Source organism: Pseudoalteromonas phenolica (assembly GCF_005886345.1).
Taxonomy (GTDB): domain Bacteria; phylum Pseudomonadota; class Gammaproteobacteria; order Enterobacterales; family Alteromonadaceae; genus Pseudoalteromonas; species Pseudoalteromonas phenolica_A.
In genome coordinates, this window is sequence record NZ_PNEC01000036.1 from 58929 (window position 1) to 81531 (window position 22603).

Genomic DNA, 22603 nt, shown 5'->3' on the forward strand with positions numbered 1-22603 from the left:
TTTAATAACTACACTCAAATAATACTTGTTGGTCAGAGGTGAGTTATGCAAGCAACCGAATTGAAAATGCAGTTTGAAGAGCAAAACCTAGTTGCCGTTATTTTAAGTTACGCAGATGCCAATCATTATCTTGCGGGAGGTGTTGATACGAAAGGAAATTATTTCTTACTAGAGAATAAAAAGGGTCGTACTGAGACCTTTAACTCAATGCGCGAAGCCGAAATAACCTTAGCCGAACTCGGCGCTGTTAATGCGATTTTCGAAATGGAAACTGCCTATGACGAGATGATAGGTAGCTCTAAAAATGAGCGTTGCAAAATGATGGTGCATTTAACCCATTAATTGGGACCCATTAACTGAATTTAATAGTATACATTTTTCTTTGTACCTTTCTTCTACTCGATGGCTTGCTGATTTTTATGCCCAAGTAAGCCATTTTCTACTCTGAGCACGTCATTTTATACTTTATATTGAATTTTTTATTACTAGAATAAAAAACGATCAATTAAAACTTGCTCAATCATAAAGGTTTCGTTTAAACTTTCGTAAAAGTTACGAAACGAAACTTATCAATCGGCAAAGATAATGGATTATGACTAAGCGTAATACTCAACAACGTCGTCACACTATTCTTGCTCGTGTAAATCAGCACGGTGAAGTTAGTGTCGAAGCACTTGCTTTAGAATTTGAAACTTCAGAAGTTACGATCCGAAAGGACTTAACCGCCCTTGAAAAGAGCGGTTTATTGTTGCGTCGTTACGGTGGTGCGATTGCATTACCAAAAGAAATCGTGGCAAAAGGCGACGAAAAACGCGATACGCTTCGCAAAATGGCAATCGCCAAAGCCGCTTCAGCTTTGATAAAGGATCATAACCGCATCATTATCGATAGCGGCCGCACGACAGCAGCGATGATCCCTGAGCTGTCTAAAAAACGCGGTTTGGTGGTCATGACCAATGCGATGAATATCGCTAATCGTTTGTTATCTTTAGAAAATGAGCCAACACTTTTGATGACCGGAGGAACCTGGGATCCTCATTCGGAGTCATTTCAAGGGCAAGTAGCAGAACAAGTTTTACGTTCGTACGACTTTGACCAGTTATTTATCGGTGCCGATGGCATTGATGTTGAAAGAGGTACAACCACTTTTAACGAATTAGTGGGCTTGAGCCAAGTGATGGCTGAGTCAGCACGAGAAGTGATCGTGCTGGTGGAGTCAGAAAAAATTGGCCGCAAGATCCCAAATTTAGAACTGCCATGGCAGCAAGTGACCACCTTGATCACCGACAACCTCCTTGCAGATGACACACGCAAGGCGATCGAGGCAAAAGGCATACAGCTGATCTGTGCAGAGGCTTAATAAATTCAGACGACAACACCTGAATTTATAAATCATTATGACAACAGCCTAATTAGTTTGATGACGTGCAAACAATTCAACTACTTAACAGTGGCCGAATTATGTTCATCAACTAAATTTTACCTAAGCTACTTGAAATTGCAGGTAGGGTAAATGGGCAAACAACATGCAAAAATGGAGCAACTATGTGTGGCATTGTTGGGGCGGTAGCAGAGCGTCCAGTAAATAGAATCCTAATTGAAGGCCTAAAGCGCCTTGAGTACCGTGGCTATGACTCGGCTGGTGTAGCGCTGAGCTTAAATAGCGAGTTAAATACAGTTAAAGCTGTTGGTAAAGTTGCTAACCTAGATTCAGCATTAACTGATGCGGGTGTTAAAGGCACAACAGGTATTGCGCATACACGTTGGGCAACACACGGTGGCGTAACAGAAGCAAACGCGCATCCTCACATTTCTCGTAACGAAATTGCGCTAGTACACAACGGCATCATTGAAAACCACTCACAGCTTCGTGATGCACTGAAAGGCGACGGTTACGAGTTCTTATCTGAAACTGACACAGAAGTCATGGTGCACCTAATTCATCAACTTCGTCAGCAGCATTCAACGCTATTAGAAGCGGTAAAAGCAGCAGTAAAACAGCTTGAAGGTGCTTACGGTACAGTTGTATTCGACAAAGCAAACGACAATGAAATCATTGTTGCGCGTTCTGGTAGCCCACTGGTAATTGGTTTAGGTCTTGGCGAAAACTTCATTGCTTCTGATCAACTAGCGCTTCTTCCTGTAACACGTAGCTTTATCTTCTTAGAAGAAGGCGACGTAGCGCGTATTACTCGTGAAACGGTTGAGATCTTTGATAAAGATGGCAACCCAGTTGAGCGTGAAGTGGTTGAATCAAACATCACGCAAGACGCATCTGGCAAAGGTGAATACCGCCACTACATGCTAAAAGAAATTTACGAGCAGCCAATGGCAGTTCGTAATACGCTTGAAGGCCGTTTAGAAAATGACCGAGTTGCAATCGATGCATTCGGCGATAGCGCACAGCAAATCTTCAAAGATGTTAAACATGTTCAGATCATCGCATGTGGTACGTCTTACCACTCCGGTATGGTTGCCCGCTACTGGCTAGAACAGTTTGCTGGTGTTAGCTGTAACGTTGAGATTGCCTCTGAGTTCCGTTATCGCGAGTCTTTCGTTCACGAAAACAGCCTACTTGTGACGATTTCACAATCAGGTGAAACGGCTGATACATTAGCAGCACTTCGTCTTGCTAAAGAGCAAGGTTACATGGCTTCAATGACTATTTGTAACGTGCCGGGTTCTTCATTAGTGCGTGAATCTGACTTAGCATTCATGACTAAAGCGGGCGCTGAAATTGGCGTTGCTTCAACCAAAGCTTTTACCACTCAGCTCGTTGGTTTATTAATGCTTACAGCCTCTATCGCACAAGAGAAAGGCCGTGATCAGAGCGTGATTGTGAACGCAATTAAGACGCTACCAAGCAAGCTTGAAGAAGCACTTAGCATGGCTGAGGGTATCGAAGGCTTAGCGGAAGAATTTGCAGACAAGCACCACTCACTATTTTTAGGTCGTGGTTCACAATACCCGATCGCGATGGAAGGTGCGTTAAAGCTGAAAGAAATTTCATACATTCACGCTGAAGCCTATGCAGCAGGTGAACTTAAGCACGGCCCTCTGGCGCTTATCGATGCAGACATGCCAATCATTGTTGTTGCACCAAACAACGAACTACTTGAAAAGCTTAAGTCGAACGTTGAAGAAGTGCGTGCACGTGGCGGTATCATCTACGTATTCGCAGACAAAGACACCGCGTTTGAGTCTGACGACACAATGCGTGTAATGAACGTAAACCATGTAGAAGACGTGATTGCACCAGTGGTATATACAATTCCACTACAGTTACTTTCTTACTACGTAGCGGTTATCAAGGGTACTGACGTTGACCAACCGAGAAATTTGGCAAAATCAGTAACTGTCGAATAGTCAATGGTTTAAATTTTTTGTGGGTAAACAATAAAGAAGTACTTACTCAAAAATATAATCAGGTCTAATTTTAAAAGCTTACTCCTTTATTGAGTAAGCTTTTTATTTTTAAGCAGTCAAAAAATAGGCCTCTTTAAGAATTTATGACCTTTAAATAAGTCATATTTTTTGCTCGTTAATTTGCTCAGTTCTTGGAGCACAGATAATAAGTATAAGTAAAGCTATTGCCCCAAGTAAGGGGATTGTGCCTAGCACTGCAATTAGCAATACTAAATAGTTCACCTTGTCATATTTTCCTATAAGTAACTTTTTTGCAATATATGGGATGAGTAAAAAGTTAATTAAAGCATTTAGTAAAAATAGGGTAAAAAACATAATCTTTCCTTAATTAGGGTTAGGTGAACAGCTCGATGAGCAGCAATCAACAATTATTACTTTTCCTATTGGACTACCATTATGCTATTGATTAATAAAGAACTGCCTTTGCTTTCTTTTTAAAATCAACGATAAATAAACACGATAAGCCTGCTTTTAACTAGACATTATTACGAGTCTGTAGAGCCGCATTGGGTAGTCAGAATAATCATAGCAGGTTGCAACCAGGGTTCTAGTCCGCAACTTCACTGTATCTTAATGTCTTAAAATATAAGCTTCAGTTTCTGACAATACCCAAATTTGCTCTTAATTTCTAGATAGCTGGGTTTAGAGACAATGTTGACTCTTCTTTATAGCGTTTACCAAGTAGCCATCTAGTAGGTAAAATTAATAGGTAAATCACACCAGTAAGGTATAGCAGATTGGGGCTCAACAGATACACCATAGTGTGGGATAGCAGTGCTACTAAGACAATGGCCAAATCAGTAAAAATTTCACGTTTTATTGATATTTTGGAGACCGTTAGAATAAGCTTCTCGCGGTTTTTATAAATGTAGATATTCATCAGCATTAACAAACCGAAGATTGTCATTAAAGTTGATGAGAATATGTGTATAAGCTGAGAGATTTGACTCAAGGTTAATGTTTCTTCCATTTTTATCGCACTTTGATAAAACGGAAAAAACGTTTCTAGTGCCAAAGTAAACATATACTTCAGCGGAAACACAAAAAACAAGATAGTAAATAAGAAGCAAGCAAGTAGGATTTTTAATGGCGCGTCCACTTTATCAATAGAGCTTAATAGTCTCGCCTGGTTATTCCAAATAATGAACAACATCAAGAATGTAATAAAAAAGCCAATAAAACCATGTGACATACTCTCAAACTCGGCATAGCTTTTAGGTATTTCCATTTTCACAACTAAAAAAGTGAGTGCCAATCCAAAGATTGCATCACTTAATGCTTCTATTCGAGATTTTGAAACCATTCAATTCATACCTAAACGTTAGAATAAAAAACAAACTAAGATAACTGATTAAATAATAAAACCTTATACAAATCAACAGTGTTCGCAAATCCGTTCCCTTTTTGAATGTTATGAAATCAATTAAGAATGATTAGAAAGTAAATTGAAATTACGAAAGAAGTCACAATGCAATGTTGGTTTGCATAGAAATTTGAGAAACGAGAATGCTTTAACTTTAATTAGCACCTATCCATCGAAAAGATAGTACTTGAAAGCTAGTTTTAACTCTTTTTTACTCTGGGGTTAAGGCGTGTAGTGCGCCTTATGAGTTAATAAGTATAAGGTATGTGGCCACCGTATCGAATAGTGGCTGACTTAACTCTATTACACTTTAAACATTGATATTTGTACCAGTGCGAGTAATCGGCTTTATCTAGATTATCTTCTAGTATTTTGATTAAACCATCTTGTTCGGCTATTTCTGGCTTAAAGCTGTTTCCAGCATTGTAGCTTAAACATTTACATCGATTATTAGCGATATTGGCAAGCAGGTTCATAGCTAGATGGGCGTTGTATCGATAGTCTTGCCCATAAGGTTTCTCAATAGGGAGCTTGGCGACCATGAGTCGAAGCTCATCAAAATGTTGCGCAATTTCTTTTAGAGTTTCGTCGTCTAACTGAATTATTTTGCCGCAAATTGTAGAAATCTTTTCTTTGTCTGCACTTTCAAAAGTACGCTTAATGTCTGAAAAATCCATGATGCTCGGCATGTAGTGATTATATCTTAAAGACAGTGTGCTTTTTTTTGAATTTTTTCAACAACTCATTGTTTGTTGAACCATAAATGTTTTCACTTGAAAATCACAATTACATTGTAAGTAACCAAGTGACAAACTGCTTAGCTTCTAATTACTTTACCGGATATAAACAGCGGGGTGTTGTTGGCGCTTTGTATTACTCTCGACTTATCAACGGGCAGTATGAAGAGCCTATAAAGCTAAGAGACGATATGAATCAAGGAGAGTACATAGCGGGTTCCATGATAGCGCCTGACGAGTCTTACTTGATTTGGAGTGTGCAACGTGCCGAAGGTTTTGGGCAATCTGATCTTTATATTAGTTTTAAAGAGCAAGATGGCACTTGGTCGAAGGTTATAAACATGGGGGCAGCAATTAATACAGAAAAACAGGAAAGCTCCCCTCAATTATCACCTGATGGAAAGTACTTCTTCTTTATTCGGGGGGATTGGCATATTAATGGAAGCGGCAAACGTGTTTATGAAGGAAAACAACACTGAGTAGATATTTAGCTGATTAAAAACTTAAAACACAAGCTTTAACTATTAAAGGCTAAATATCGCTTAGGTTGAAGGGGCATTTAACCCTTTTGACTTCATTCATTTTTAATAATACCAACCTCAATTAGGCTCATCTATACTTTTAAAATATAACGCTCGCTTTCGCTGAGGTTGATGACATGAAGGTGCAATTTCTGGGCATGCTTTTTATTATCAGTATTTCTAGCTCTTGTTCATTAGCGGCTCAAACAAAAATTTCGGCCGTTGATTCTTTGGAATATATAAAAAAGTTTTCGCATGTTGCGCCTGAGCGATCTCGTCAAGAATTAATACAAAGCTTTCACCTAGGTAAAGAACTAAAACTAAACAAGCAGGTAGAGTGGTACACACTTGGAGGAACGATAGGACTAAAGTTAAACGACTTATCGCTTTTTAAGCGCTCAGTCTCTGAGTTAGGCAAGCTAATTGATAAGAACAGTTCAGCTTCAGAAGCCTCGACATTTTTAACTTTATTAGGTCACTACAGTCTCAAATCCAATTACTTATCAGTGGCAAAGCAAGCATACTTTTGCGTGTTTCAAAAATCTAAAACAGATCAAAACAAGTTGAGGGCCTCTTACCGAGTATCAAATTCACTGTTGAGCGAAGGTAATGTGATTGAGGCAGAAAAAATTATGAATCAGCTATTATTTATTGCTGAAGCAAAAAACCTTAAGGCTTGGTTGGGAGGGATAAAAAGTACATTGGGCATTTATGCTTTACATATAAAAGACTACGCCAAAGCTAAGCGCTTGTTCAAAGAGTCCATGTTGGCGCACCAAGACTCGCAAAACTACTCCGGTGAATTTAACTCAGGATTAAATCTACTCCTGTCATTTGCTCTCGATAGTGATAATGATTTTGAGCGCATTATAGATAGGGTGAAAGGGTTAGCGAATAAGAATGATGACCGTGATAGATTAAACTTACTTAGGCTGATCGAAATATTGTATGAAGTGAAAACGATAGGCTTAAGAAGTTGGCACCAAGAAGCCGCGAAAGACATTCTGGTAAAAATTGAATCTAGCACAGTGAGGAGTGCAGCTAAGAAGTTTATTTGGCCAGAGCTTAAATTAAAAGCTTCAGAGACTAAGCAACAACAAGCCCCCAATTGGATAACAGATAAACTTGTTGATTTTGATTGCCCTGTAAGTGAGTTTTACTCTAAAGATATTGTCGAGTCACTACTTAAAATGAAGTGAAATATTGCTCTTACTCATTGGTAAAATATAGGCATGATGAGTATTTACAAGCTGCAAAATAATCCTCTGACTTTCGTTTAATAATTTTTTCAACTAGACGGCGTATGCTGTTTATTTAAAGTTAGCACAAATAAAGAATATTAATTCTTTATTTGTGCATAATAATTCTTTAAAGTTGTAGCCAATATCCATTGATGGTTGAACAAAGGTAAGCGGCAGGTGCGTACAACTGAACTCGTAGACGGTTTTCGTCAATCAACGCCTTATGTAAATGCGCATAGGGGGAAAACATTCGTAATCATGCTCGGTGGTGAGGCGATTGATCAGCCTGGCTGTCGCAGTATTATTAATGATATTGCGTTACTGACGAGTCTCGGTATCAAGATTGTATTGGTCTTTGGTGCGCGGCCTCAAATTAATGATGCCCTTTGTGATGCAGGCATAATTACCCAGTTTCACAATGATGTACGAGTAACCGACAATGAGTCGCTTAAAGTTATTAAGCAAGTTGCTGGTGCCATGCAGCTCGACATCACCGCGCGCTTGTCTAAATCGTTAAGCAGTACCCCCATGTCAGGCTCTAATCTCAACGTTGTCAGTGGTAACTTTGTGATCTCGCAGCCTTTGGGCATTGATAATGGTGTCGACTATCATCATTCAGGCAAAGTACGTCGTATCGACGTAGACGGTATTCGCCATCAATTGAACAACAACAGCATTGTATTGCTTGGACCGATCACCGCATCTGTCACCGGTGAGAGTTTTAATCTAACGGCAGAAGAAATTGCCACCCAAGTCGCGCTTAAACTCAATGCAGATAAAATGCTGGGGTTCTGTAAAGAGGCGGGGATCTTAGACGAAAACGGCGAAGCTTTAGCTGAATTAATGCCAAATGAAGCAGAGCAGGTGTTAGCGCGTTATCGTGAACAAGGCTCTACCTGTATGAGTGCCTCGGTATTTTTACAAGCTTCTATCGATGCATGTCGCGGTGGTGTGCATCGTTGCCACCTCATGAGTTATGAAGAAGATGGTGCCTTGCTTCAAGAGCTATTCTCTCTCGATGGTATCGGTACGCAAATTGCGCCGCAAAGCTCTGAGCAATTGCGAAGTGCAACGATTAGCGACATTAACGGCATTATCAACTTAATCCGCCCGCTTGAAGAGCAAGGCTATTTAGTTCGTCGTTCTCGTGAACAGTTAGAAATAGAGATTGAGCAGTTCACCGTGATCGACCGCGATGGCGTGATTATCGCCTGTGCTGCACTTTATCCATTTGATGAAGAGAGCATGGGCGAATTTGCCAGCCTTGCCGTCCACCCGCAATATCGAGATGCTGATCGGGGCAGCATTCTACTTCGATCGGTCATCAATAAAGCTAAGCGTATCGGTTATAAAAGTTTATTTGCACTGACAACACGCAGTATTCATTGGTTTTTAGAGCAAGGCTTTGATTGTGTAGGGGTTGAAGACTTACCAGATAAAAAACGTTCGCTTTATAACTACCAAAGACGCTCTAAGGTATTGAAGTTAGACCTCACAAGGTTGCCGAAAAATAGATAACGCTAGCGATTTTTAAAAGTGCAAAAATGGAAGCCTGTAGGCTTCCATTTTTCATTAAAATTCAAAGTTAACTTGCACAGGGTAGTGATCAGAGAGCTCGTTGTAGTAACCGTTATGGTAGTAACTGCCAGAGGGCAAGTTCCAATTACCGCGCAAATAACTCCAATAAAAATCATTCTCTGCTTTAGGGTAGCGCACAGACATTTCTGGGGAATTAACAGGCTGTTTGTGATCTTGATGCCAAAACACATAATCAAGCGTATCGTTATATTCTAAGCTGTAGTCGAAATAGTAGGCGTTAGCTTTGGTAAACCAGTTATGCTTTGCAGGAAATGACCCGATTACTGGTGTTTTAAATAACAATCCGCCTCGAACTGCATCAAGCATATCTGCAACTTCCGCTTGATTACTCCATTCTACATTCATATCACCACCAATGATAACTGGCTCTGAAGCTGGAATATTCTCTCGCTCAATAAAATTTTGTATTTCACCTAACTGCCCCATGCGTACAGCATGCTCTTCTTCAGTGTTGTCATCGTGTGTTGCTTGTAAATGTGTGCCAATTAAATGGTACTTGGCACCATTCTTTTTAATTACGACGTAAGCAAAACCTTTATTTGCAAAGTTATCCCAGCTGTCAGTTAGGCTATTGTTAAACACATGTGCTTTTTGTGTCACGATAGGGTGCTTCGATAAGATAACGACACCCCCACGAATAACAAAGGGGTTGTTTGAACAGTCGCCTGTTAAACTTTCCCAGCCATAGCCACTGCAATCTTGACCAACATTTGGTGTTTGATATGGGTAAAGATGAGAGAGTTTTGCCAACGCTTGCTCTGATTCAGTATTAAATGCTTCACTGATAAGGATAACATCCGGGCTGTTGCTAAGATTTAAAATTGTTGTTGATAGATGCTCAGCGCGATTGGCTTGATCCCAATCCTGAACGTTCAGTTGCATAATATTGTAAGCCATTACTTTTAATGAGTCGGCATTGCTATGTGGACTTAATAGAGCCAAAGCACACAATAAGACACACTGTATTTTCATTTTGTTCTCCACAATTATTTTATGATTTAAATCATCAATGACATTTGAACACTCCAATTGCTTGAAATAACGACCTAAAAAAGCTGTTATTTCACGGCTAAAATAGTGTTGTAAAGAGTCGGTTTAATTGCGTTAAAATGCTTTTTATATGAAGGTTTTCAGTTGGTTATATTACGGATTTATGGCTTTTCTGTTGCGCTCAACGATAAGAGAAACATAGTCAATAATAAGTTACCACTTTAGCAATGAATACATTTGCCGATAACAGATAAATTGTTAATAAAATTCAGGAAGAATAATGCGTATTGGCAATACAATACCCATCTATCTTAATGCGTCTACTAACGCAAAAGACCAGAACGTACAAACGGAAAAAACGGAAAAAATAGATAAAACGGAAAAAATAGAAAAAGCGGAAGAAGCAACTGAAAGCCAGGATGAGTCGATCCATATTTCAATGGAAGGCAGAAAAAAACTCCAAGAAGAATCGGAAGACCCCAAAGATAAACTCCCACAGCATATTAAAGAAATGATAAAGGCCATTGAGCGGCTTATAGAGATGATCGAAGCTGCTAAAGAGGCGCTTGCTGAGGCAAAAGAAGCCAGCTACCCAGATGTTGACACGAAACGAGATGTGCTGGATATGCATCAGAATCAGATTAATAGTCTCGAGTTTGCACGTCATGATGCCATTAAAATGCTACAAGAGTCGATGAAAGAAGCGGGGGTTTCTGAGCCGGGTATTATTGCTGAGCTGATGCGTTAAGAGGCGCAAGGATCTACATGGGTTTATTAAAATGTCGTGTTATTATTGAATGTCTCCGGTTTTTAGTGGACATTCAAAATTGCTGTTGAGGTTATTTAAATTATATTTATATTTGATTGGCGAGTATTAGCGTTTAATTTATATCTCAAAAACTAAAACCTGCTACATTTGTTATGTTATAACAATTTATTGATTGTCATGTTGATTTAATAGTAGTGGTGAAGTTTATGGAAACAATAAGTGCAGAGTCTCTTGCAGAGATGGAACAAAAAATCATTAATGCGCCAGAAGAGGAGTATATGAATGACGAGCAACTAGCGTTTTTTAGACTAAAGTTGGTAGAGCTTCACGATACGACGCGTGAGCGTATTCGAGAAGCGAAAGAGCAAATGCTGAATAAACCTGATACTACAGATCCGTTAGATAAAGCGGCTTGGGAAGAGCAATCTAGTTTATTAATTCGTATTGTCGAGCGTGAGCAGCGTTTGTTGCCTAAGATCCAACAATCGCTTGAACGTATTCGTCATGAAACTTATGGTTTTTGTCTTGAGTCGGGTGAGCCGATAGGTATTCCCCGTTTGCTGGCGAGACCGACTGCCGAGTATAGCATTGATGTGAAATCTGTGATGGAAATGAAAGAACATCTGAAGAAAGATTAAAGTAGCTATAACTTGATAAAGGGAATGTCATCCCATTCTTATCTAGTCAAGGTGAATATTGGCGTATCGCTTTTCATGACTAAAAATCAATATATAGCTTGCTTACTTTTAAATCAGCAAAAGCTTTACATGAGTGTGATTAAGGTTTTACTTCAACTACTTGAATCAGTACAAGACTGAAGTGTTTTGTACTGATTGTTAATAACACTGAGGATTATTTATAGATTAAACTGTCCAGTTGCGTCTTTGAGTTTATCTGACAACTCATGCAGGTTTGTCGCCACATGACGAACTTCTTCAAGAGAGTTAAGTGTAGATTGAAATGATGCATGCATATTCGAAACATTATCAACAACGATTGAAGCAACTGACGTTTGCTCTTCTGTTGCGGTAGCAATTTGAGCGTTCATACCGTTAATAGCTAGGATCTGCTCTGATATTTTCCGAACGGATAAACCGGTTTTTTCAGCGTTTTCTGAATTCTGCCTTGCTTTTTCCATGGCCATATTCATTGCTATAACAGATTCGTTGGCTGCGGCAGTGAGTGTATTGAGTAAATCTCTTATTTCGCTTGTGGATTTTGCAGTTCTTGACGCAAGCTCTCGAACTTCATCTGCTACAACAGCAAATCCTCTGCCTTGTTCACCAGCTCTTGCTGCTTCAATGGCTGCATTTAATGCGAGCAGATTAGTTTGCTCTGCTATAGAGGTGATAACATTGAGTATTTGCTCTACATTTTGTGTATCGTTAGCCAGTTGATCTATGGTTGCAGAAGCAGATTCAATTTCGTCTCTTAGCATATTAGATTGTTCCACTGAGCTATCAATTTGTTTAGCACTTATTTCAACCTCTTTTTCCGCTCTGGTAGCTGCTTCTGCAGCAGTAGCCGCTGAGTTTGATATTTCACCAACGCTGAGTTTCATTTCTTCCATTGATTGACGAACAACTTCGGCATCCTGAGATTGCTTATTAGTTGCACTCTCGGCCAGCTCCATACCTTGTAACAAGCGATCTGAGCTTTTTGTTAAAGGGTCTACAACAGATACTACATTCTCTACTGAGCCTTTGAGAAGAGCAATAAAGCCATTGAAATAGTGAGAAACTTGGCCTATTTCGTCATCACCACGAACCTTCAGAGTACTGCTCAAACTCCCCCCACCATTAGCGAGTTGTTTCAATGAGCTTGCTACTTCTTGCGCTGACTGACTTATTGCTTGCGCAATATAAATAGCAAGGAGTGTTGATAGGATGATAGCGATAGCAATAATACCAAGCGTAAAACCAATAGAGTCACTAGAACGCTCTAGTGTGTTACTAATGAGTAATTGAAACCTTTGATCAGAATTGCTCTGTATACTTTGAAAGTGTTCTACTAACTTTTCATATTTTTCTGTTTTAGACTGAGCTTTTTGCTGAACTTTCGAAAAATCGATTGTGTCATTTATCATTCCTGATGCAATTTCTTCTGCTATCAGGTTGTATTCATTTAATAAATTAATGCTTTTAACACTATTATCTTGAGGAGAAAGTCTGGATAACTTTTTAAGATTTTGCTCTATTTGAGCGCTAGTTTCTTGTGCTTTAGCGATTAGCTCTTCATCTCCAAAGGTAACCGACTGCGTGTATAGCTCATCTAAATTTTGTACTAGGTATTTATTGGCCGTGGCATATTTAACGACTTCGTAGCTGACATTGGCTATTTCGTTGATCGACTTTTCATTATCAACCATGGTATTCCTACTGATCACCAAAATAGCAATCAGTAGCAATATTGTTAAGCCGGTAATGAGATGTATCTTTTTATTTATACTTAAGTTGCTGAGATTTTTCATTGCTACATCTGATTCCTATTTGCTGAATTCATTTTGAATGCAATTGTTATGTTTCTCTTTCCTAATTGTTGCCTATTTTTTCAAAAAATCTAGATTTTCTCGATATTTCACTATACTTATTTTGCAGATAACGTAAATCAAGCAAATTAGGAATGAACAATGTATAGAAAAGTGATACTAGGTTGTGCATTGTGTTTTAATGCTTTACCGAGTTATTCAGAAGTTAACATATCAGGCTTTACAAGTATTAATGCAGGTAAAGTACTCAGTGGCTCAGGGGTCCCTCATTACGGAATCAATGAGCCAACCTTTTTAGCCGACTACCCAATAGTGAGTGTTTACAATGAGGATATTTCGTTTAAGCCTGAATCATTGTTTGGTCTTCAAGTCTCAGCTGACTTGGGTGAAGGGTTAAGTGCCACCGCGCAAATTGTCTCTCGTGGTGCTAACGACTTTGATGCCAAGTTTGAATGGGCTTACCTCTCTTATGAAATTAATAACTCATGGACAATACAAGCAGGTAAAAAACGCTTACCACTTTTTTATTATTCAGATTTCTATGATGTTGGTTATGCCTATGTGTGGATGAGAGCGCCAGCCGATAATTATACTTGGCAAATCTTTAACTATAACGGAGTTAATGCCTTATATAGTGGTGACATAGGGGATTGGTCATTAATGGGCAATATTTATTATGGCCGAGAGGATGATAAAGAAAACAAGCTTTTATCTGATTTCTTTTTTCAAGAGCCAACCAGAGAGGTGTGGAAAGATATGCTTGGAGGTGTACTCCAAGGCAGTAACGATTGGCTAGAGTTAAGGGCGACCATAATGACTTATACCAATCAGCGCTATCGTTCTGGTGAACCAGCACTTTGGGACGGTAAAAATGAACGTGATGGTACTTTTTATGGCTTTGCTGCCAATGCCGATTTTGGAAATTTATTTGTGTGGAGCGAACTTAATCGGTTAGATCTTGACGGCAACTTAGATACAGCGATGTTAACTCTTGGATATAGGTTTAATTCATTAACGCCTTTTATTTCCTACTCTGCTTTTAAACAAAAGGGTGGTGAGGATGGAGAGGATCATAATACAACTTCAATGGGGGTGCGGTGGGATTTCCATGCCAGCGCAGCATTTAAAATTCAATATGATGATGTTGAAGATAATTCAACTTCTTTAGCAGTAGCTGGTGATAGTAAAGCTATCACAATCGGTATTGATATGGTGTTTTAATGAGGATCTTAAAAATGAAAAACGTAATTTTTTTAATGGCACTATTACTAATTTCTTCTTTCGCTGCCAATGCCGGAGTTGACGTAATAGTCCACCCTTCAAATGCTAATGCGATTGATGCAGATCAGATAAAGAAAATATTCATAGGCAAGGCTAAATCGTTCGCCGATGGCTCTAAAGCATTGCCACTAACACAAGGCGATGGTAACGCAGTGACTTCTGAGTTTAATGAGAAAGTGCTTAAAAAGTCGTCAAGCCAGTTGAAGGCTTACTGGTCTAAGTTGGTTTTTACTGGGAAAGGCACGCCGCCAAAAGAGGCCAGCAGTGATGCTGAAGTTTTAAGCTTAGTTGCAAGCAACCCAAATCTCATTGGTTTTGTTAAGCAAGGAAGTGCAGATAGTAGCGTAAAAGTCATTCAATCCTTTTAAACACAAGGATACTTATTATGAAAAAGGTTTACTTAATTTTATTTACTTGCATGTTATTCATATCATTTCTGGGTCATGCTGAGGTAAGAATCAATGGTTTTGCATCTATATACGGTGGAAAAACGCTCGATGAAGGTGAATCATTATATGGGTATAGTGATGAAATTGACTGGCAAAATGGAAGTTTGTTTGCCATTCAATTAAGTTCAGATTTGTCAGAGGGCTTATCTGCTACAGCGCAAGTGCTGGCTCGCGGTAACAATGACTTTAATGCTGAATTTGAATGGGCTTATTTGACCTATAGTATTTCAGAAAACTCGCAAATAAGCACAGGTAAATTGAGAATTCCATTTTACCGTTACTCTGATTTTCTTGACGTAGGTTACGCGTATAGATGGGCGAAACCACCTCAGTCTGTCTACAACCTCAACTTTTCAACATATGAAGGGGTGAGCTACTTACATACAAGTTATATATCTGAATGGGATAGCAGCTTACAGGTATTATATGGTGCAGTTGATACCGAATTTAGCGCTATAACAGACTCAGATCGTGGGCAATTGAAAGATACTTTCGGATTTAACTGGACGTTGTCAAACGATTGGTTTATGACTAGGGTTGCCTACTTAGTAACAGAGGCGACCATAGATTTGAGTGGCAGTGCGGATCTCAGTGCATTAATTGGTGGGTTACAAGCATATGGCTTAACTGAACAACGCAGCAACATTGAAGTTATTGAAGATGATGCATATTTCGCAGCGATTGGTATTGGTATAAATCATGAAAATATTATATTTGATGCAGAATACACTGAGTTTGAAATAGACAACAGTATCTTCGCTAAACAGCAACAATATTATGTCTCAATAGGTTATCAGTTTGACTCAATCACTTTAAGTCTAACCTATGAAAATAATGATGACGAAAATAGTCGGGATCAGTTTAATCAAGTGCCAAGAGTAATTCCTGGTCCTAACGGTATTGAGATCCCCATTGTTGTCCCAAATTCTAATATTTATCTTCAAGATGTAACTAACTCCGCATTGGCTTCTCAGCGAGCAAGCTCTGATACTTACTCTCTTACAGTTAAATATGATTTTCATACTTCAGCTACTTTTAAAGCACAATTAACGAAGTTAGAAGATGATTTAACAGGGGTTAATACTGGCTTGCTCCTTTTTGGAGTTGATTTAGTTTTTTAAAGAGACATGTTTCAATAAAAGCTGGCATTTTTTGTAGTTGTTTTAAAATTAAGTGTACTTATTTTGAATGTATGAATACAAAAGCCGAGTTTTAGATTAACTCGGTTTTTTAGTCTAAACGAAACTTAACGATTCAAACTGCTCGTCCATTTTTTTCGTAATGGCAGTGCACAATGTATATTTTGCTTTTAGTGTTTTGATGCGGCCAACCTGTAATAGCATGAGCCATATAATCAGTGAGGTTAATTATATAACTTAAACACTTTTTACGGCTGAAATTAAATATCCATACTCTATTTTGCAATTATAAGTAGTAACATCGCTCTAACTTTTCTTAAATTTAAGCAACCTAAAGAAGTTGTGACTTCAACGTATTTAAATAAGTATCTGAATTCAAGATTTAAAATAAAGATAATTTAAAGGAAAATAGATGGTTGGAGTGTAAGCTAATGTCATTCAAACCTATGAATGTTTAACCAAGTTGTAGGTCAAGCAATGGTGAGAGTGCATCAAGTTGTTTATTGAGTGTACTAAATTGCCGCAGGTTCGCAATGAGTGAGCGTTGTAGTGTTTTGTTTGCTGAGCTTTGCTCGAGTTCTTGTTCTAATAAACTGAGTGTATTGTAAATTTCTTCCTCAATGGCATTATCTTGGCTTTGTGCAAACTGTTTGATCTCTTCGAGTAAATCTTTAATTGCCTGTTGCTGCATAAACTTACTATGCGATGGTAATGGCATCGGAAAGTTTTCTTTAGTCAAAAATGGAGTGACCGAGTGGTCAATCAGGTTGTTGGCGATACTTTTGATATTAAACTGAAGGAATTTTGTGCAGTGGTCGAGTGAAAGCTTGGCTTCGTCGAGTGCTAAAAAGGTGGTGTATTCTTGTAATAACGCATTCAACATGGTTGTTACATCTAGCAAATGTGGCTCAATGGGTTGGCCAAAGCTTTGCAAAATAACTTTTTGCTGCGTCATGTGATAGTTCACACGTAATTGCTGTAGCATGTCAATGAGTTCTTCATTCAGTGTCATTTCATCGCTGTTTAAAATCGCTTTTAAAAAGTCGCGCTCTTTTACGACTTCCCCTAGTTCTAGTTCAATATAGCGTTTGATCAGGTTGTCATTTTCTTGATATGTTGAACGAATAACCACATTGTTTTTAAAGGATGATTCGTGAATTTACTTAAACCTTTGGCACTTTCTCTTAGTTTAGCCCTGTCTTCAATTGTCGTTTCTCCACTGGCACTTTCTCAAACATCAGCCACCAAAGAACCTGCTGATTACACTCAGTTTACTCATGTATTTAAATCAAGCATCTTAAATGAAGAACGCACTGTCGTTGTGCAGTTACCAAAGAGCTATAAAGCCGAGTCTGATAAAGCGTATCCGGTCATTTACCGTTTAGATGGTGCGGGTAATTTGCCTTTGATCACCTCTGTGCTTGAGCGCTTACAAAGCAACAATGCCGCGCCAGAAGCCATTATAGTGGCGATTGAAAATACCGAGCGATTGAGAGATTTATATCCGACCGTAAATGAAGAGCCGCAAGGTCCAGTTGGGTTAGGGGGGGGAGGTAAAAAGTTTTTAGACTTTTTTGAAAAGGAGCTCATGCCACTTATCGATGAAAAATATCGTACCCATGATTATAAAGTCATTGGTGGCGCGTCGGCAGCAGGGGTATTTGCACTTTATGCGATGACCGAAAAGCCGAACCTTTTCCAAGCGCATTTAGCTTATAGCCCTGCGGTTTGGTGGAATTATGGTGCAGCAGTGACGCGCACAAAAGAGTTTTTAAAGAAAAACAAAACCCTAGATACTTATCTTTATATGAATATCGGTGAAGAAGCCGGTGTCATGCGGGAGCGTTATGACGATTTGCAGCAGTTTATCCAGAATAATAAGCCGTTTAAATTGTCTTACGTGAGTGATGCGCTCGATGGCGTATCTCACAACCTAACATCTGCGGCAGGGGCGTTTAATGCCTACCATAATCTATTTATGGCTAAGCAAATGCCGTTGAAAAAGCTAACGTACGACATGAGTTCTATTGATGCGTATTATAAAAAGCTCTCTGAGCAATGGGGTGAGCAGATCACACCACCAGATAATGCAGTTAGACAGTTAGGCTATCAGCTTATCGGCATGCGTAATTACGATAAAGCCATTCAAGTTTTTGCTCACAATACAAAGCTGCACCCTAACTCTGTCGATGCTTGGTGGGGGTTGTCTTATGGTTATGAACAAAAAGAAGATAACAAAAAAGCGTTTGAGTTTTTAGAGAAGGCCGTAAAGCTCGCTGATAAGTCATACCCTTATTACGACATGCTAATGGATGCGCAAACTAGGTTAAAAGCAGCGGCTAACCTATAGCTTTCAAGGCGGTCGTAACAAAGCAAAGTTACGATTGCTGGTTATACTCATAGGATGAGAAGTTTGAGCAAGCAAATAATGAAATTGTGTCTGTTCTTTTATTGCTGCTTAATTGCTTGCTCGGCATTGGCTGAGAGTCCTCGCTTATCGGTGGTATTTGAACATAACCCACCGTTTCAAACCATTGATGCAAATAATAAGGGCCATGGCCCTATTATTGATTTTGCTGAGTTATTAATTGCTGTCGCGAAAGAAAATGCAGACTTCAAAGCTGAATTTAATGGTAAGCCTTGGGCTCGTATCATGGAAAGGGATGCTTACCACCCAAACATTCTTATTCTCTCAATGTCTAAAACCCCACAGCGAGAACCGCATTTTACTTGGTTAACGCAAGTTTATACCGGTCAGCAGTATATCTGGAAAGTGAAAGGACGACCTGATCCAGAAGGTAGGCAATTACAGGTTGCCGTTGAACGCAATGCACATAAGATGATGAGTATTAAACATCACTTCGGTGAAGATAATATACATAAATCACTTAATTCAGCTCAAGCATTACACGCACTGTTGAAAGGGCGTGTCGACCGCTTTGTCGGTACTGTATTTGCTGTATCAGGTAAGTTGAAGTCACTTGGTCATGATATGAATGAACTACAGCGTTTGACCAAATTTGATGACACCGGATTTGCGAGTCAGGGCTTGTCGCTTGCACTCACACTTGATACAGATGAATACCTAGAAGCGGCGCTTCGCAAAGCGCTGAAAGATCCTAAAGTTGAGCAAGCAAGAGTTAAATTAAAGCAGCAGTTTGAAGCGTCAGAGCGCCAGCTTATGGCGGGATATTATACCAATCCTCAATAATACTTAATCATTTTGAGGGATTAAAACTGACGTTAGCTTCGTTGAAAATTTCTTATTTAGAACAACTAAATAGCAAAATTTCCGCCTCGCTACCGACAAATTTTACTTGCCTCAAAATAGATCACTTAATTAAGAGGATGGGTATTAAGCCTTTTCGTAGCAGGCTGATCAGTTTAGCGATTTAAAGCGTAAATAAACTCATATTCAAGAAAACTCATTTCAACTTTATGCAGCACACTTTAACCCCACGCAAACTGTTAAACAGTAAATGGACCGCCGTTCACCCGCAATCAAAAGAAAAGCACTTTATGGTGACCTGTGTCGAGTTTGATGAAGAAGGTCGGGTGATTGAATGCATCATCGAAGCGGTAATGACCAAGCGCGAAATAGAAATTAACTGGCGCGATCTAAAAAACCCAAAAGTGTGGAAGATGGGCTGGAAATAGCAGTTAAAATCTTTGAAATACTCTTAAAAGTTCAAAATTATTATTTTTATCTTTTTCTGATTATTTACATCAAATAAATAACTATAGTGAAAATTTTTGCAAATTGTCTTGCAAAAAGGGCCAGTCAAATTTAGACTGCGCCCGCTCATTCATTGAGCGTTTATTATTTCATCAACCAACTGTAAAGGAGAAAAACATGTCACATAACAATTTATCCTTTGCAGGTCTTGTCCGCTAAAAAGCGATTAATTAGAAACTAACTTATTAGTTTCTGTCATGCTTTCTCATCGGTCACTTCCAAGTATAAATAGACCTGCCAATACGACCCAATTAGGTTTAACAATCAGTATTATTCTGATCGCTTTGGCACGGCTTTAACTTTCATATTACGCCTAAAGTAATTGCTTTCGCTTACTATTTTGTAGCGAATAAAGCAGTCAGTCTGATTAACCTTTTGGATCCACCATCTTTTTCTTAGTAAGAAAGGTATTGGTACTATGGGCAAATCAGTCCAAAAATTAACAGATTCGGTCAACTTAATTGCATCCAAAGATACTTGGATTGAAGGGTTGGCTACACAACAACTAATTAAAACATCAGAGCTGGCAGGTATGCATCGAGTTTCAGGCATGCCAGATTTACATCCAGGCCGAGGCTATCCAATTGGTGCGGCATTTTTTACAAAAAATAAAATCTATCCTGCGTTAGTGGGCAACGACATAGGTTGTGGTATGGCTTTGTGGCAATCGTCGTTGAAGGTGTCAAAGGTAAACCTAGATAAAATCGTTAAAAAGCTCAAAGACATTGAGTTGCCGCTGGATGACAGCTGGAGCGACATCATCCAAATGCGAAGAAATGAGAAAAACATACGTGTACAAGGTTTTGATCATGCGCTTGGCACTATAGGTGGAGGCAATCACTTTGCTGAATTTCAAGCGGTCGATGAAGTGTATAACGAGCGAGCCTTTTCAGCTTTAGGTTTGTCTAAGCAGCAATTGCAATTGCTCGTGCACTCGGGTTCTCGTGGGTTAGGCCAGTCAATTCTGGTCAAACATATCACTGAACACAACCATGATGGCTTACAAAGCTCAGAGCAAAGCTTTACGCATTATTTTGAACAGCATGATGAAGCGGTGCGCTGGGCTGAGCTTAATCGAGAGATGATAGCAAAGCGCTTTTTAGACGCCATTCGCGCAGATGGTAATGTCATTTTAGATGTAAATCACAACTTAGTGACTGCAAAAGAAATTGGAGGCATGAAAGGCTTTTTACACCGAAAAGGTGCAACACCGAGTGACTGTGGCGCGGTTGTTATTCCGGGTTCTCGTGGTGATTATAGCTATTTGGTTAAGCCCAGAGACGATGCTGACGAAGCAATGTACATGAGTCTGTATTCGTTAGCACATGGCGCTGGTAGAAAGTGGAAGCGTGGTGAGTGCCAAGGTCGCTTAAGCCATAAATATAAACGCGATGACTTATATAAAACTGAGCTTGGCAGTCGGGTGATTTGCGCAAACAAAGAGTTGCTATATGACGAAGCACCTCAAGCGTATAAAAAGGCACAAACCATTATTGCCGACTTAGAAGAAGCGGGGTTAATCGATGTTATTGCAAGGCTTCGCCCGATATTGACCTTTAAAACCAATGGAGGGTGTAGTACATGATGTTATTACAATTAACTTCAGGACAAGGGCCAATTGAATGCTGTAAGGCCGTAGGACTGGCACTGAAAACCATTGAGCGCGAGTGCCAAGCTCAAAATATTGATTACTCGATTGTGGAAGCCGTAGGTGCTCAGCAAAAAGGCTGCTTTAAATCTATATTGATTGAGCTTGAGGCAACACAAAAGGCCAAACAGTTTGCGCATCATTGGCAAGGTGCACTGTTATGGGTTTGCCAAAGCCCATTTCGAGCTAAGCATAAACGTAAAAATTGGTTTTTCAGTGGCAATCTTTATGAAGTGAATGCGCAGCAGTTTGATAAGGCGATTGATTATCAAACTTGTCGAGCGTCAGGGGCAGGCGGTCAGCATGTCAATAAAACTGACTCTGCAGTGCAAGCCATGCACAGAGAAACAGGCTTAATGGTTAGGGTTGAGAGTGAGCGCAGTCAGCATGCGAACAAGCGTCTAGCAACAGCGTTACTGTTACAAAAACTAGAAATGCTGAAGCAAACAGAGGCCTCTGAGCAAGATAAGTCTCGGTGGCAGCAGCACTGGGAGGTACAGCGTGGTAATCCGAGCAGAACGTTTAAAGGTGAGCGGTTTAAAGAAGAGGTGTAAGTTCAACGAACACTTTATAGCTCTTAGAGGAGTCTTGAGCCGAATGCTGTATTCGGCTCAACAGTTATAGCTTGAACAAGTAATTAAAAGTGAATGTCAAAACCTAGCGCAAGCAAAATGTCAGAGTTATCATTTACTTTAACACTTTCAACTTCAGTCTTTATTGAGAGGTGTTGATTAAGGCGATAATTAACGTCAACACCATATGATATGTCGACACCAGACTCGCTTATGTTGGTCTTGTCCGAAGGAGTTATAATGACGCAATCTTGGCTCCAGTTGAGTAGTCCAAGTTTGCCGTAAATTGACCATTGATTTATTGGGTACTGTGCAATCATACCTAAAGAGTATGCATTTGCTGCTAGGTCGCCTGTACCATCATATATGGCTCTCTCTCCTAAATCGAGATGGTTTAATTCTCCAGAAAAGTACTTATTAAATTGATATCCTGCGTTAATTTTATAGGTTTGATTATCGTTATCATCATAACCACTTATAGTTGTTGCCGCACCAATGAAAAATGGAGTCTCAGACGCAAGAAGGATAGTGGAAGCGGTAGTGCAGAGCAACGTAAATAGTGAGGCTGCTTTATTAAATGCCATATGAATCCCTTTCTTATTTTAATGTTTTAATTATTGTCCCTAAATAACCTCAGATCTGTA

Annotated in this window: 23 protein-coding genes; 16 read left to right on the top strand and 7 right to left on the bottom strand. The window is 39.4% G+C overall.

Features of this window, described 5'->3' with window-relative positions:
• Positions 1-45 precede the first annotated feature (45 nt).
• From CWB72_RS13615 to glmS, 3 genes are all read left to right on the top strand, one after another.
• Positions 46-342, top strand: a complete 297-nt coding sequence (locus CWB72_RS13615; RefSeq protein WP_138567654.1) for a DUF6482 family protein — start codon at positions 46-48, stop codon at positions 340-342.
• Positions 343-592: 250 nt separating this feature from the next.
• A complete protein-coding gene (locus tag CWB72_RS13620; RefSeq protein WP_130254844.1) occupies positions 593-1360 on the top strand; it encodes a DeoR/GlpR family DNA-binding transcription regulator in 768 nt (255 codons plus the stop codon).
• 185 nt (positions 1361-1545) lie between these two features.
• Positions 1546-3366 carry a glutamine--fructose-6-phosphate transaminase (isomerizing) gene (glmS, locus tag CWB72_RS13625; protein ID WP_138632302.1) on the top strand — a complete coding sequence of 607 codons (1821 nt, stop codon included), beginning with the start codon at positions 1546-1548 and terminating at the stop codon, positions 3364-3366.
• A gap of 159 nt (positions 3367-3525) precedes the next feature.
• Here the strand turns inward: glmS and CWB72_RS13630 are convergent, their stop codons facing one another.
• The 3 genes from CWB72_RS13630 to CWB72_RS13640 all read right to left on the bottom strand — a co-directional run bounded on the left by CWB72_RS13630 (position 3526) and on the right by CWB72_RS13640 (position 5466).
• Complete coding sequence (locus tag CWB72_RS13630) at positions 3526-3741, bottom strand: hypothetical protein (protein WP_138632305.1); 216 nt, start codon at positions 3739-3741, stop codon at positions 3526-3528.
• Positions 3742-4054: 313 nt separating this feature from the next.
• A complete protein-coding gene (locus CWB72_RS13635) occupies positions 4055-4729 on the bottom strand; it encodes a TMEM175 family protein (RefSeq protein ID WP_138632308.1) in 675 nt (224 codons plus the stop codon).
• Between the two features lie 308 nt (positions 4730-5037).
• A complete protein-coding gene (locus CWB72_RS13640; protein WP_138632311.1) occupies positions 5038-5466 on the bottom strand; it encodes a hypothetical protein in 429 nt (142 codons plus the stop codon).
• Positions 5467-5552: 86 nt separating this feature from the next.
• Here CWB72_RS13640 and CWB72_RS13645 point away from each other — a divergent pair, with 86 nt between their 5' ends.
• The 3 genes from CWB72_RS13645 (at position 5553) to argA (ending at position 8806) form a co-directional block, all read left to right on the top strand.
• Entirely contained in the window at positions 5553-6005 is a 453-nt protein-coding gene (locus CWB72_RS13645) for a hypothetical protein (protein WP_215811706.1), read from the top strand.
• Positions 6006-6184: 179 nt separating this feature from the next.
• Positions 6185-7246, top strand: a complete 1062-nt coding sequence (locus CWB72_RS13650) for a hypothetical protein (protein WP_138632314.1) — start codon at positions 6185-6187, stop codon at positions 7244-7246.
• A gap of 219 nt (positions 7247-7465) precedes the next feature.
• Complete coding sequence (gene argA, locus CWB72_RS13655) at positions 7466-8806, top strand: amino-acid N-acetyltransferase (protein ID WP_130257052.1); 1341 nt, start codon at positions 7466-7468, stop codon at positions 8804-8806.
• A gap of 54 nt (positions 8807-8860) precedes the next feature.
• Here argA and CWB72_RS13660 read toward each other — a convergent pair whose 3' ends face one another.
• Positions 8861-9859, bottom strand: a complete 999-nt coding sequence (locus CWB72_RS13660) for a sphingomyelin phosphodiesterase (RefSeq protein WP_138632317.1) — start codon at positions 9857-9859, stop codon at positions 8861-8863.
• A gap of 298 nt (positions 9860-10157) precedes the next feature.
• Here CWB72_RS13660 and CWB72_RS13665 point away from each other — a divergent pair, with 298 nt between their 5' ends.
• The gene (locus CWB72_RS13665; RefSeq protein WP_138632320.1) at positions 10158-10625 is read left to right on the top strand and encodes a hypothetical protein; all 468 of its coding nucleotides are present in this window, start codon (positions 10158-10160) and stop codon (positions 10623-10625) included.
• A 227-nt stretch (positions 10626-10852) separates the two neighbouring features.
• Entirely contained in the window at positions 10853-11284 is a 432-nt protein-coding gene (locus CWB72_RS13670) for a TraR/DksA C4-type zinc finger protein (RefSeq protein ID WP_212747895.1), read from the top strand.
• 218 nt (positions 11285-11502) lie between these two features.
• Here the strand turns inward: CWB72_RS13670 and CWB72_RS13675 are convergent, their stop codons facing one another.
• On the bottom strand, positions 11503-13116 hold the full coding sequence (locus CWB72_RS13675) for a methyl-accepting chemotaxis protein (protein WP_138632323.1): 1614 nt from the start codon (positions 13114-13116) through the stop codon (positions 11503-11505).
• Positions 13117-13275: 159 nt separating this feature from the next.
• Here CWB72_RS13675 and CWB72_RS13680 point away from each other — a divergent pair, with 159 nt between their 5' ends.
• Genes CWB72_RS13680 through CWB72_RS13690 form a run of 3 tightly spaced genes read left to right on the top strand, consistent with a single transcriptional unit; the run spans position 13276 to position 15985 of the window.
• Positions 13276-14355: a porin gene (locus tag CWB72_RS13680; RefSeq protein WP_138632326.1), complete on the top strand. Its 1080-nt coding sequence runs from the start codon at positions 13276-13278 to the stop codon at positions 14353-14355.
• A gap of 14 nt (positions 14356-14369) precedes the next feature.
• Positions 14370-14783: a phosphate ABC transporter substrate-binding protein gene (locus tag CWB72_RS13685; protein ID WP_138632329.1), complete on the top strand. Its 414-nt coding sequence runs from the start codon at positions 14370-14372 to the stop codon at positions 14781-14783.
• Positions 14784-14800: 17 nt separating this feature from the next.
• Entirely contained in the window at positions 14801-15985 is a 1185-nt protein-coding gene (locus CWB72_RS13690) for a porin (protein ID WP_138632332.1), read from the top strand.
• A gap of 472 nt (positions 15986-16457) precedes the next feature.
• Here CWB72_RS13690 and CWB72_RS13695 read toward each other — a convergent pair whose 3' ends face one another.
• Positions 16458-17135: a hypothetical protein gene (locus CWB72_RS13695; protein ID WP_138632335.1), complete on the bottom strand. Its 678-nt coding sequence runs from the start codon at positions 17133-17135 to the stop codon at positions 16458-16460.
• 21 nt (positions 17136-17156) lie between these two features.
• Between CWB72_RS13695 and CWB72_RS13700 the strand changes: the two genes are divergently transcribed.
• From CWB72_RS13700 to prfH, 5 genes are all read left to right on the top strand, one after another.
• On the top strand, positions 17157-18353 hold the full coding sequence (locus CWB72_RS13700; protein WP_436409857.1) for an alpha/beta hydrolase-fold protein: 1197 nt from the start codon (positions 17157-17159) through the stop codon (positions 18351-18353).
• Positions 18354-18416: 63 nt separating this feature from the next.
• Positions 18417-19214, top strand: coding sequence for a substrate-binding periplasmic protein (locus CWB72_RS13705; RefSeq protein ID WP_171037305.1), 798 nt, complete (start codon positions 18417-18419; stop codon positions 19212-19214).
• A 227-nt stretch (positions 19215-19441) separates the two neighbouring features.
• On the top strand, positions 19442-19660 hold the full coding sequence (locus CWB72_RS13715; protein WP_138562441.1) for a TIGR02450 family Trp-rich protein: 219 nt from the start codon (positions 19442-19444) through the stop codon (positions 19658-19660).
• 497 nt (positions 19661-20157) lie between these two features.
• Positions 20158-21324: an RNA ligase RtcB family protein gene (locus CWB72_RS13720; protein WP_138632342.1), complete on the top strand. Its 1167-nt coding sequence runs from the start codon at positions 20158-20160 to the stop codon at positions 21322-21324.
• A complete protein-coding gene (gene prfH / locus CWB72_RS13725) occupies positions 21321-21941 on the top strand; it encodes a peptide chain release factor H (RefSeq protein WP_138632345.1) in 621 nt (206 codons plus the stop codon). Before CWB72_RS13720 ends, prfH begins: the two co-directional genes overlap by 4 nt.
• Positions 21942-22024: 83 nt before the next feature.
• Here prfH and CWB72_RS13730 read toward each other — a convergent pair whose 3' ends face one another.
• Entirely contained in the window at positions 22025-22543 is a 519-nt protein-coding gene (locus CWB72_RS13730) for an outer membrane beta-barrel protein (RefSeq protein ID WP_138632348.1), read from the bottom strand.
• Between the last annotated feature and the right edge of the window lie 60 nt (positions 22544-22603).